This window comes from Pseudoalteromonas sp. SG43-7 (genome assembly GCF_014164295.1).
Lineage (GTDB): Bacteria > Pseudomonadota > Gammaproteobacteria > Enterobacterales > Alteromonadaceae > Pseudoalteromonas > Pseudoalteromonas rhizosphaerae.
Genome location: NZ_JACJEY010000020.1, coordinates 41,017 through 53,414 on the forward strand (window position 1 = coordinate 41,017; position 12,398 = coordinate 53,414).

13 protein-coding genes are annotated in these 12,398 nt (G+C 40.7%); 7 read left to right on the top strand and 6 right to left on the bottom strand.

Features of this window, described 5'->3' with window-relative positions:
- Nucleotides 1-71 precede the first annotated feature (71 nt).
- Nucleotides 72-947, bottom strand: coding sequence for a LysR family transcriptional regulator (locus H5200_RS11040; protein ID WP_149980649.1), 876 nt, complete (start codon nt 945-947; stop codon nt 72-74).
- Between the two features lie 91 nt (nt 948-1,038).
- On the opposite strand from H5200_RS11040, the gene H5200_RS11045 reads away from it, so the two are divergent.
- Both H5200_RS11045 and H5200_RS11050 read left to right on the top strand, forming a co-directional pair.
- Complete coding sequence (locus tag H5200_RS11045; RefSeq protein WP_145237075.1) at nt 1,039-1,413, top strand: DUF413 domain-containing protein; 375 nt, start codon at nt 1,039-1,041, stop codon at nt 1,411-1,413.
- Nucleotides 1,414-1,502: 89 nt separating this feature from the next.
- The gene (locus H5200_RS11050) at nt 1,503-2,738 is read left to right on the top strand and encodes a response regulator (protein WP_182718079.1); all 1,236 of its coding nucleotides are present in this window, start codon (nt 1,503-1,505) and stop codon (nt 2,736-2,738) included.
- Here the strand turns inward: H5200_RS11050 and rarD are convergent.
- Together rarD and H5200_RS11060 are read right to left on the bottom strand one after the other, a co-directional pair.
- The gene (gene rarD, locus H5200_RS11055; protein WP_182718078.1) at nt 2,735-3,658 is read right to left on the bottom strand and encodes an EamA family transporter RarD; all 924 of its coding nucleotides are present in this window, start codon (nt 3,656-3,658) and stop codon (nt 2,735-2,737) included. The genes H5200_RS11050 and rarD overlap by 4 nt on opposite strands.
- Before the next feature lie 52 nt (nt 3,659-3,710).
- Complete coding sequence (locus H5200_RS11060) at nt 3,711-4,166, bottom strand: thioesterase family protein (protein WP_149980646.1); 456 nt, start codon at nt 4,164-4,166, stop codon at nt 3,711-3,713.
- 110 nt (nt 4,167-4,276) lie between these two features.
- On the opposite strand from H5200_RS11060, the gene recQ reads away from it, so the two are divergent.
- The 4 genes from recQ to H5200_RS11080 all read left to right on the top strand — a co-directional run bounded on the left by recQ (nt 4,277) and on the right by H5200_RS11080 (nt 8,810).
- The gene (gene recQ, locus H5200_RS11065) at nt 4,277-6,100 is read left to right on the top strand and encodes a DNA helicase RecQ (RefSeq protein ID WP_182718107.1); all 1,824 of its coding nucleotides are present in this window, start codon (nt 4,277-4,279) and stop codon (nt 6,098-6,100) included.
- Nucleotides 6,101-6,115: 15 nt separating this feature from the next.
- The gene (locus H5200_RS11070; RefSeq protein WP_182718077.1) at nt 6,116-6,415 is read left to right on the top strand and encodes a DUF3630 family protein; all 300 of its coding nucleotides are present in this window, start codon (nt 6,116-6,118) and stop codon (nt 6,413-6,415) included.
- Between the two features lie 66 nt (nt 6,416-6,481).
- A complete protein-coding gene (locus H5200_RS11075; protein WP_182718076.1) occupies nt 6,482-8,191 on the top strand; it encodes a POTRA domain-containing protein in 1,710 nt (569 codons plus the stop codon).
- Between the two features lie 52 nt (nt 8,192-8,243).
- A complete protein-coding gene (locus H5200_RS11080; protein WP_149980644.1) occupies nt 8,244-8,810 on the top strand; it encodes a mechanosensitive ion channel domain-containing protein in 567 nt (188 codons plus the stop codon).
- 71 nt (nt 8,811-8,881) lie between these two features.
- Here H5200_RS11080 and H5200_RS11085 read toward each other — a convergent pair whose 3' ends face one another.
- From H5200_RS11085 to H5200_RS11095, 3 genes are read right to left on the bottom strand one after another with little or no spacing between them, the layout of a single operon-like run.
- A complete protein-coding gene (locus H5200_RS11085; RefSeq protein WP_145237048.1) occupies nt 8,882-9,940 on the bottom strand; it encodes a succinylglutamate desuccinylase/aspartoacylase family protein in 1,059 nt (352 codons plus the stop codon).
- Complete coding sequence (gene rimK, locus H5200_RS11090; RefSeq protein ID WP_145237045.1) at nt 9,927-10,832, bottom strand: 30S ribosomal protein S6--L-glutamate ligase; 906 nt, start codon at nt 10,830-10,832, stop codon at nt 9,927-9,929. The genes H5200_RS11085 and rimK overlap by 14 nt, the downstream gene beginning before the upstream one ends.
- Before the next feature lie 10 nt (nt 10,833-10,842).
- Nucleotides 10,843-11,271: an ATP-dependent zinc protease gene (locus tag H5200_RS11095; RefSeq protein WP_145237042.1), complete on the bottom strand. Its 429-nt coding sequence runs from the start codon at nt 11,269-11,271 to the stop codon at nt 10,843-10,845.
- A gap of 149 nt (nt 11,272-11,420) precedes the next feature.
- Here H5200_RS11095 and H5200_RS11100 point away from each other — a divergent pair, with 149 nt between their 5' ends.
- Entirely contained in the window at nt 11,421-12,392 is a 972-nt protein-coding gene (locus H5200_RS11100) for a zinc transporter ZntB (protein ID WP_182761497.1), read from the top strand.
- Nucleotides 12,393-12,398: the final 6 nt, after the last annotated feature.

Below are 12,398 nucleotides of genomic sequence, written 5' to 3' on the forward strand. Positions count from 1 at the left end.
TTATGACTCATATTATTCATAAAAAGGAACAACAAAAGACATCAAATCAACATAAAACTGTCATATATAGCTTACTTAGCACTAAATTCACTGCTTATTGTTGGTGTTAATTCCAGTAATAAATTAACCAACGTCTCAAGCAAGGGTTTTTGTTCATTATCTCTGTGATAAGCGACAAAAATATCCCGAGAAGTATGTTCCACATCAGACACTCGATGTAGCTCCCCTTTATCTATATGGCTTTTCGCTAAAACTTCAGGAATAAATGCACTACCTCCACATTGTAGTATCAAATCTAATGCAATGCGTCCTGTGCTGGTGCGAAAATATGGTGGAGTGTGACCAGTAAATTGCCGTGCATGCCAAAGAGAGAAGGTAGTTCCCCAGTCAACATAGACATATTGATTATCAAAAAAGTTTTCATTCGCAGCTCCTTCAAATGCACTGATAGGTATAATTGGCAAGGTGCAAATACGCTCAACTACTAATTCATCCACTTTTGGTGGATCAAATAAAATAGCTAGGTCTAAGGTGCGCTCTAATAATAACCGTGTGCTTTCTTGTTGTGCTTTAACTTCAGCCACCAGCGATACCCCTGGCATTGCAGAAACAATATTAGTGATACCAAACTGTAAAAAAGCATCCCAAATATTAGGCGTCCCTGCTAAACTCACTTGCTTATGCATATTATCCGCAAGAGCAACATCGACTTTAGCCCGTTGCATACCAGTAATAATCATTTGCGCATGGGGTAATAAGCGCTCCCCTGGTGCAGTCAATTGGATGTTATTACGTTGGCGGATAAATAAATTAACCCCTAGTCCTTGTTCTAATTGACGAATTCGAAAACTCACCGCAGACTGCGTAATGTAAAGGTTTTCAGCCGCTTTACCAAAGTGACGAGTACGTACCACTTCGACAAAGGTTTTCAATAAATCTATATCCAATTATTTATCCTCACGATAAAAATTTTTTGTTTAATAAATTGCGCAACTTGATCCATACTCCAGCTTGAAAATAGGGTATGAGGAAACAGCCATGAGCAATGATATTTCACTACTTCGCCAAGCATTTGTAAGCCAACGTCAGTTTTATGATGATCAAAACTTTCCGCGCGGATTCGGCCGCAGCGGTAATTTTACCTTACTAGAAGCCAGTATCCTTGAACAACACGGTGTTGTTCTAAAAGGGTTATATAATAAAACCCTTGAACCACAAAATGAAATCCAAGAACAATTTTTTGCCGTTGTCTCTGGTAATCAAGAACCAACCAACGCAATTGAACGTGCGTGGATTAAATACCTAAAGCTAACGACGTGTAAAGCAAAGTTTCATACTCTGTTTGGGCGTTCTAAAATTTCAAGTCCTGCACCACAAAATCCAGACTACTATTCGGAGTCTGATAGTTTATAAAAGTAATGGTGTTATTTGCTTTTTCGTGTTTTAACAGTTACAACTTGTATAACTGAACAAACTTGGCCATGCCAAAAACAAGGTGTTACGTGACACGAAAAATACTCATCATTGAAGATACGCCAACTATAGCGCGAGTGCAAAAGCACATTGCAATTAAAGTTGGCTATGATGCAGATATAGCCTGTTCCTTAGCGCAAGCAAAAGAGTTAATTAGTAAAAATAACTATTTTTGCGCTGTAGTAGACTTTATTCTACCTGACGCACCACAAGGCGAGGCTGTACCCTGCACTATTGAAGCTCAAATTCCTACTATAGTAATGACCGGCAATATAGATGCAAAGACCCGTGATACCGTCGAAAAATATCCAATAATTGATTACATCACTAAAGAGAACAAGCAAGCCTACCATTATTTAGAAAAGCAACTACAGCGCTTACCTCGCAACGAAAACGTTAAAGTCTTAGTCGTCGATGACTCACCATCAGCACGACTACATATATGCAGCTTGCTTAAACGTCATAAATATCAAATATTACAAGCCTGTGATGGCATTGAAGCACTTGCAGTGCTCGAACAAACACCTGATATAGCAGTTATAATTGCAGATAACGAAATGCCTAACATGAATGGTGATGAGTTATGTGGTGAAATTCGTCGCTTATACAGTAATGATGAAAAAGCAATAATCGGTATTTCCGGCTCAAATGCAGCGCATCTTTCGGCGCGTTTTTTGAAAAATGGCGCAAACGACTATTTACGTAAACCATTTAATAACGAGGAATTTTATTGCCGTTTGAGCCAGAACGTTGACATGCTGGAACAAATTGCCACCATTCGCTTACAAGCGAACACTGACTATTTAACTAAACTACCTAATCGTCGCTACTTCTTTGAAGAGACCACAAAATCATTAAAACAACTGCAGAAAAAAGAGTTAATTCCCTCTTTGGCGATGCTCGATATTGACCATTTCAAAGCAATCAATGATACCTATGGCCACGATGCTGGTGATGAAGTACTAAAAGGACTTTCAATTTGTTTTGCAAAATACTTTACAAAAGACTTGGCGGCTCGTTTAGGCGGTGAAGAGTTTGCTGTGTATTTTAATGACACAAATAAAGATGAAATATTAAAACGTCTGGATAATTTTCGTCACTTTGTTGAGCTCAATAGCCCTGAATTTAGCAAAGAAAAAATTCAATTTACGCTCTCTATTGGTTACGCACACGGGCCTGTTTATCAAATTGATGAATTATTAAAACAGGCCGATATTAAGCTTTATGAAGCCAAAGAAACTGGCCGCAATAAAGTCATTGCTTAAACAGGCTTAGTGGGTGCAGGGATATTTTCACGTTTACGCTTTTGTGATTGTCGATAGGAATCCCAACTAAAGATAGCCAGCGCACTCCAAATACAAGCAAATGTTACTATTCGTTCAGGACTAAATACTTCACCATAAAATACCACCGCCAACACAAACATTAAACTTGGCCCAATATATTGGAAAAACCCTAAGGTAGTATACTGCAATCGCTTGGCAGCACCTGTAAAGCAAAGTAGTGGCAGTGTGGTAATAACGCCTGCACTGATCAACAATACATTAGTATGCCAATCATTCGCTACGAAATCAGAGCTATTCGATGGCGCCATTAACCACCAATATACTAAAGCAACTGGCAATAATATTAATGCCTCTAGTAGTAACCCCGGCAATGATTCGATAGGTAACTTTTTACGAAGTAAGCCATACACCGCAAATGACCCTGCTAATGAAAGTGCGACCACCGGAAATGAGCCAAAACTAATAACTTGGATCACCACACCAAATAACGCCAGAGCAACCGCTAGCGCTTGCCATTTGCGTAGTTTTTCACTTAAAAAAAGCATACCTAGCAGTACGTTTAATAACGGATTGATATAATAACCAAGACTTGCATCAAGCATATGATCATTATTAACCGCCCAAATAAATAGCCCCCAGTTAAAGCCAAGTAAGGTGGCCGTAATAACCAGCATAGCAATGAGTTTAGGGTGTTTAAGTACATGCTGTACTTTATGCCATTGATTCATTACTGCAACAATGATGACGATGAATAATACCGACCAAACCACACGATGCATCAGTATTTCAAAAGCTGATATATGCTGTAGTAATTTAAAATAAATAGGTGCTAAGCCCCACATAAAAAAAGCCATACAGGCTAAGATAACACCTTTACGCTGTTCAGGATTAGTTGGCATAGATTGTTTCTGATGTAGTTTAATGGCGGCTAGTTTACCTGCCAGCTACGCTTTATCCAACTAAATAAGTTGCCGTACCAAAAGCTATTTGAATGCCTTGTTCATTATGGAGCTCCATCCGGCATACACATACTTTATTACCGGAGCGAATTAGCTTAGCACTAGCGGTAAATTCAAGCCCTTTGCCTGGACGCAAGTAATCAGTGCGCAAATCGATGGTGCCGAGTGTCGCTAGCTTGGTTTGAATACTAACTATATTAAGCTCAGTGAGCTTATCTATCATCGCCGCCGCCGCTAGCATCCCCCCCACATTATCAAGCACCGCAGAGATCACCCCACCGTGGAGAATTTTTTGAGCAGGATTACCAATAAAGACATCCTGCCAAGGAAAGCTTATTTGCGCTTGTTCCGCATCTAGTGATTTAACTTTTATTTGTAAAAACTGGTTAAACGGCATTTGCTCTACAAAAACTTTAGCAACTTGGTCAATTAATTGGGCTTTATTCATTATTATTATCCGCGACTTTATAACTGGTAAGATGAGTAAAGCACAACTAAAAAGAAAGTGCGATAAAAAGCACCTATGCAAGGTCGTCTAAAAGCTCTAAAATGTCCGCGATGAATACACCAAATCCCACAGCAAGCACCGTAGTGCGCAGTCCCGCAGCTATACTCAAACAAGTGTTTGGTTATAGCGAATTTCGTGATGGCCAAGAAACGGTGATCAATGCAGCCCTTAACGGCCAAGATTCGCTAGTATTGCTGCCAACTGGCGGCGGCAAATCAGTATGCTACCAAGTGCCCGCGCTTGCCTTAAGCGGTCTGACAGTCGTTATTTCGCCATTAATTTCCCTTATGCAAGATCAAGTATCACAATTGCAAGCGCTCGGGGTGAAAGCGGCGTATATCAATAACAGTTTAAACCGCGACGAACAGCAGCAAATATATCAACAACTGCACAATGGTTTGCTTAAGCTACTGTATGTTGCACCTGAAAAAGTGCTGCAACATGAATTTAAAGAGCGCTTAAGTCACCTTAATATTAGTTTATTTGCGATTGACGAAGCTCACTGTGTATCACATTGGGGTCATGATTTTCGCCCTCACTACTGCCGCTTAAGCGAACTAAAACAACGCTTTGCAGATGTGCCTATGATGGCGCTCACAGCGACAGCTGATAAAGCCACGCGGTTTGATATCGTCCAGCAGCTTGGTTTAAATGCCCCCTATATACACACTGGTAGTTTCGATCGACCAAATATTCGTTACACCATTGAAGAAAAATTCAAACCGCTGGCGCAATTACTTCGCTACTTAAAAGAACAACAAAGTCAAAGTGGTATTATTTATTGCACCAGTCGAAAACGAGTTGATGAAATAGCTGAAAAGATCGCTGATGCTGGAATGAACGCAGCGGCTTACCATGCAGGTATGAGTAACGAGCAACGCCAATTTGTACAAACCGGTTTCGCCCGTGACGATATTCAAATAGTGGTGGCTACTGTTGCCTTTGGCATGGGCATTAATAAACCCAACGTCCGTTTTGTACTGCATTATGATATTCCCAAAAGTATCGAGTCTTACTATCAAGAAACTGGCCGTGCTGGCCGTGATGGCTTGGCCGCTGAAGCTATTATGTATTTTGATCCGGCCGATATTGGCCGTGTTAGGCGATTTTTTGAAGACATTGAAGATGAACAACGTCGTCGTGTCGAAGAGCAACGCTTTAACGCCATGGCCAGCTTCGCAGAAGCACAAACATGTCGTCGGCAAATACTTCTTAACTACTTTAGTGAATATCAACGCGAACCTTGCGGCAACTGCGATATTTGCCTAAATCCACCAAAAAGTTTTGATGGTACTTTAGTGGCACAACAAGCCCTTTCGTGTGTGTATCGTGCCGAACAACGGTTTGGTTTAGGCTACATAGTTGAGCTACTGCGCGGAGCAAATACCAGCCGCATTAGGGATAACAATCACCACCAACTCAGCACTTATGGCATAGGTAAAGACCACAGTAGTGAATTTTGGCTCAGTATTTTACGCCAACTGATTCACCAAGGCTTACTGAGTCAAGATATCACCCAAGGCTCAGCACTGCGCTTAACCGAAGGTGCTCGCGCTATTTTGAAAGGTCAATACGCGCTGCAAATGGCTGAACCACGTCTGCAAGCGAAGCACGTATACCAAGACAAGCTCGCTCAGTTTAATTACGATAAAAAGCTATTTGCCAAACTACGTGCCTTACGTAAAGAGCTTGCCGATGCGGATGATGTGCCACCATATGTGGTGTTTAACGATAAAACCCTCGCAGAAATGGCGCAACTAATGCCAACCAATGACAGTGAATTTCTCAAAGTGTCAGGAGTTGGCTTTACTAAACTCAATAAGTACGGCAGCCCTTTTTTACACGCCATACGCGACTACTTAGCCCAGTCTTAAATAAAGAGAAAATTGATGACTCAGTTGCAACTTGATAATCAACATAATGCCATTATTATTATCCCCAGCGAAATGCCCAACGATGATGATTTCGAGCTTTGGGCGCAGTTATTTTTACATGGCCCAGAAATAGTAATTGGTGAATTTGCAGCGGGAGCGGATCGCCACCAATGTCGCTTTACGTATGCACAGCAAAGCTTTAATTTAAACTTTGAACACTACAGTAACAGTATTTGGGTTAATGGCGAAGGCATTGAAGCTGAGCATTTATTAGCAGCCTTAGCACACTATTTTCTTACACTATTGCAACAATGAGGTAGACTTATACACAAACTTAGTGTGTAGTGGGTTAACGGTAAAAACCCATAATAAAGGATTTCAATGGTTGTAAATAACGCTTATGCATTTTTATTGTTTAGCTGTTGCAGCACTTTGCTCTATTCATCCTATGGCTTAGCGCAATCATCTGGTGACGAACAGCAAAGTTGCAGTAATCAACGCACAATTACACCCACTGAAAAAAATCTCCGTCGCCAACTTGATGTCGATGAGACACTGCCAGAAAAAACCAACAAAGCCAAAATTGCCCAGGTCGAACTTGATCAACTCAACGTCTTCAATACCAATTTAGAAGCAGAAAATAACGCATTATTTCGCTTTGCCAATCGTGTTCATATGACCACTGAGCCAGACGTTATAAAAAATATTTTATTGTTCGAACCTGGTGATCACTATGAGCCGAAAAAACTCGCCGAATCAGAGCGCTTATTACGTCGTCAAGGTTATCTATACGATGCCAGAATAAAAGCAGAAACTAACTGCGATGGTGACATTAATGTAAAAGTGATCACCCGCGATTTATGGACGTTACTACCAGAAATTAGCTTCAGCCGCAGTGGTGGCGAAAATAAATCGAGCATTGGGTTTCGCGAATCCAATTTATTTGGCTGGGGTAAACGTTTGTCACTTGCTCGCACTACCGATGCAGAACGTAATGGTTACCTGTTTGTTTATGATGATCCTAATATACTTTCTAGCCGCTACCGTGGTCGTATAGAATACTCAGATAACGACGATGGTAAACGCCATTTACTCGAGCTTAGCTACCCTTTTTACTCTATTGATACGCCTTACAGCTATGGCTTATTAAGCTACTCGGATCAACGAATTGAATCTCTCTATAAACGTGGTGAAGTATTCAGTCAATTTATCCAGAAAACAGACTATAATCGTATTCACTTTGGCCACTCTAAACAGCTTGCTAATAATTGGACTCAACGTATTAGCGTCGGTTACACCCATGAACAACAAGCATTTGAAAGCACTGTAAATACCGTCACACCATTGGCAGAAAAGCGAGAGCTAAGTTATCCATATATCAGTGGTCATTGGTTTGAAGATCACTACATAAAAGTGCGTAATTTCGACAGTATTTATCGTACTGAAGATTTAAATCTTGGTTGGAATGTGCAAGGTTTATTAGGCTATGCAAGTGAAGAATTAAGCAATGACGATAGCCGCGCTATTTACTCTTTTGATGCGAAAAAAGCTCATTTTAGTGGCGATAATACCCTTTGGCGCTTTCATGCTAGCCTAGATGGTAATTGGAACGAACAACAAAGCAAAGTAGAGAACTTACTCGCGAGCACTCAAGTGCAGTATTATTTAAACACCAGTTTTGAACAGTCGTGGTATGCCAAAATACGCTTAGACTATGCTAAAAACCTAACCCCCGACAAACAGCTAATCTTAGGCGGCGAAAATGGCCTACGTGGCTATCCGCTAGACTACCAACAAGGCGATCGTAGTTTTTTAGTTAACCTTGAAAAACGCTATTATTGGGAATACGACCTGCTTCAACTGTTTAAAGTTGGTGGAGCTGCATTTTTTGATATTGGTCGCGCTTGGTTTAATGACCAAAATAACGGTAAAAATGGCCAAGTATTGAAAAATATAGGTATCGGGTTACGACTCGCTCCAAGCAGAGCAAATGCAGGTACTGTGATCCATTTAGATATCGCCGCTCCACTTGATAAAAGTGATGATGTTGATTCTATTCAATGGCTAGTCACTGTAAAAAATTCCTTTTAAAGTGTGCTAAAAACGCTAAACTAGTTACTCCTAAACCGCATTTGGATTGATTGTGGAACTGTTAGATATTCTTAGCACACAGTATAAACTCATCGTCACTTTAGTCGCTCTGTTACTTTTTCCTGTACTATTAAAACTGACTAAAAAATTACTCGAAAAAACTATTAAGGGCAAAGTCGATATTCACCGTAAATATCGTGCCGAACTATTACTGAAAATTATTCTCGCATTTGTAATGCTGTGCTTAGTGTTAGTTTTTTGGGGTATTGAATTACGGGGTTTACTAGTACTTGGCTCATCCTTGTTTGCCATGCTAGGTGTTGCACTATTTGCAGCTTGGTCGCTATTGAGCAATCTGACCTCGTTTTTGCTAATGTTTATTCAAAATGACTGTCGTGTTGGTTATTGGGTTAGAGTTATTGACGGCGCGAACTTTGTTGAGGGGCGTATTGTCGAGATGGGCTTGATGAATGTGGTATTAGAACATGTTGATGGGCACCGAGTTATTTATCCTAATAACCTATTTGTTACTCGTCCGGTGATGGTTTTAAATAAAGAGCCGAAACCTACTAAAGCAATCGCGGTTAAGCGCGCTATTGGACCTAAAAAGCTGCAATAAACTAAAAGCACAAACAAAAAGCCGTTTAAGAATATCCTTAAACGGCTTTTTTGATCAGTTACAATCAGCAATTAATTATTTAATTCCGCTGTTTTTAACTCATCTTCAATATCACTTATTTCATCAATAAAGGTTTCAAGCTGTTGTTCTACCAAGCTGTTTGCGTGAGCAAAATATGCTAAATGAAACACTGCATCACCTTCATTAACCAGTGGCATAGTTTGTTGACCAATCACTATACCACTTCTTGGCGCTAATAATTCCAGCTCAGAATCACCGAGTGGGCTACTGATATAAGCTAATATTTGCCCTTTCATTACTCGCTCACCCAATGATACTTGCGCACGCACAATGCCATCGACTTCAGCACGCACCCAACTGGTAGAGCTGGCAATAATTGGCTCAGGTAACTTCTTAGCGCGCTTGCCACGGATCATTTTTAAATGACGCATGACATAATCAACGCCTTGCATACCAGCCGCTATTGCAATTGGATCAAACCGCAGCGCTTCTCCAGCTTCGTATGTAATCACCGGAATACCTAAGTTCGCGGCCTCACTTCGCAGTGAACCATTACGAAGTGACGCATCAATAACGGCTGGTGTACCAAATGCATTCGCCATTTGTGCCGTTGCTTCATCACTCAAATCTGCGCGAATTTGCGGTAAATTGGTGCGATGTATTGCGCCAGTATGTAAATCAATAATATGCGTACAATGAATGGCCACTTGCGAAAAGAACATATGTGCCATACGTCCAGCAAGCGATCCACGAATAGAACCTGGAAAGCTGCGATTCATATCACGGCGATCAGGTAAATAACGTGACTTATGAATAAAACCAAATACGTTAACAATCGGCACAGCAATCAGCGTACCACGCAGCTGGTTAGCATCTATTTTTGCTAATAATTGGCGTACGACCTCTACGCCATTGAGTTCATCACCATGAATAGCCGCACAGACCATTAAAACAGGCCCTGCTTGAACTCCATTCACTACCTCTATTGGGATATTCAACGGCGAATGGGTGTACAGCTTAGCTGCTTCTAGGGCCAGCGTCTTACGCTCACCGACACCCACCGTTTCACCTAATAAAGTAAACGCACTATTGATTCTAACCTTTGCCACGCGTTGCGGTCCTTTTGGTTGCAGCGGTTTTTTCGATAAATTCGATCACCATACCTGCAATATCTTTTCCTGTTGCTACTTCGATACCTTCAAGACCTGGTGAAGAGTTAACTTCCATTACCAAAGGTCCGCGAGATGAACGAAGTAAATCAACCCCAGCTACGTTCAAGCCCATTGCTTTAGCTGCAGCTACTGCTGTTCTACGTTCTTCTGGCGTAATACGCACTAATGTTGCACTGCCACCGCGGTGTAAATTAGAACGGAACTCACCATCTTGTGCTTGACGCTTCATTGCGGCAATCACTTTGTCACCAAGTACGAAACAGCGGATATCTGCACCACCAGCTTCTTTAATATACTCTTGTACCATGATATTAGCTTTTAAGCCCATAAAGGCTTCAATAACACTCTCAGCAGCTTTACGTGTTTCAGCTAACACCACACCAATGCCTTGAGTACCCTCTAACAGCTTAATAACTACAGGTGCACCGCCAACCATTTCAAGTAAGTCTTTAACGTCATCTGGCTTGCTGGCAAAACCGGTTACCGGCATACCAACGCCTTTACGTGATAACAACTGTAACGAACGTAATTTATCTCGCGAACGTGAAATAGCAACTGATTCATTAACAGGAAATACATTCATCATTTCAAACTGACGCAGTACTGCACAACCATAAAAAGTAACTGAAGCACCAATACGCGGGATTATGGTATCAAAATCTTTTAAATTTTCACCGCGATAATGGATCTCTGGTTGCTCAGAGTTAATGTTCATGTAACAACGTAATGCATCGATCACTTTTACTTCATGACCACGCATCTCAGCTGCTTCAATTAAACGACGCGTTGAATATAAATTCTTGTTACGAGATAAAATACCAATTTTCATAGTTAAAACCTTAACTATCTAATAAATGAGATAAAGCCGGATCAACGACTATACGATTTTCCATGGCTGTGCGCCCTAATAACATTCTAAACTTCATACTCGCTCGGCTGGTCAAAGTGACTTCTATTGGCCAACTTTTATCACCAGCGCAGAGCTTAGTCTCAATAAAATACCGCAACTCACGCTGCCCACTTGAGCTGGTTACATATTTCATCTTTTTTACTTTAGCATCACACTCAATTTGAGTGTGCTCATCTTCTTGCAAAGGCTGAGCAATAAATTTAACCCACTTTTCGCCTTCTCGCTCATATTCTTCAATATTAAGAGCATGAATACATGACGTACGGGCGCCCGTATCAATCTTAGCCTTAATTTGATTAATGCCAAGCTCAGGTAAACTTAACCACTCACGCCAACCAACAATTATCTTTGCCGTCATAAATGTGCCCTTTAATAAAAAACTGTCTTATACGCTACACGGATAAAAACACAAATGAAATAATTTTATCCAAATGATAAGCTAATTTAATTGACCTAAGTCACTCAATAGTCAACTATATTAACATACAGGATTAATGAGAATTTACTATGTTCAATGGTTTACTACACGCACTTATACTTGATGAACAAGGCGGCGCACGCACAATTGATAATAGTGCAGACTTACATAACTGGCAGCCTGAGCAAGGTAAATTGTGGGTTCATCTTGATTATAGCCAAAGTGAAGCCATAGATTGGTTACAAAACAGTGAATTGTTGACTGATTATGAACTTGCATCATTAACAGCCGATGAAACACGCCCTCGTATCACCAAAGTAACTAACGGTTGTATGTTGTTTTTACGAGGCGTGAATTTAAATCCTGCGCAGAGCCCTGAAGACATGGTCTCAATTCGTTTATTTATCAATGAAAATGTAGTGGTCACTACCCGAAAACGCCGTTTACTTTCAGTCCAAGATATTTTAGCTGCACTGGAAGAAAAAACTGGGCCAGTTAGCATTTCTGAATTAGTTTGCCAACTGACACAAAATCTTACCTCACGTATGCAAGGGGTAATTGATGGCTTAGATGACACTCTCGATATTTTTGAAGATGAAATTGACGAGCCGACAAAGCGCTTTGATAACCAAGGACTGTCGCAGTTACGCCGTCAATCAATTGGTTTAAAACGCTACTTAAGGCCACAAAAAGAAGCGCTCAGTACTTTAATGGCAAACAAATACAGCTGGCTTAGTGAAAACGACAAAGCCAAGTTAAACGAAACCACCAATCTACTGATCCGCTTTATTGAAGAATTAGACAGCTCTATTGAACGTGCGCAAATTATTCAACAAACCATTACTAATCAGGTTTCTGAACAATTAAATCAGCGTATGTATGTGATGTCGGTGGTTGCGGCACTGTTTTTACCGCTAGGATTTTTAACCGGTTTACTAGGCGTAAATGTAGGCGGTATCCCTGGTACAGAGAGCCCTTACGCATTTAGTTTTTTTGTTATATTTTTAATCGTGATCACCGGTGCCATCGGCGTTTACTTCAAAAATAAAAAATGGCTTTAAAAATAC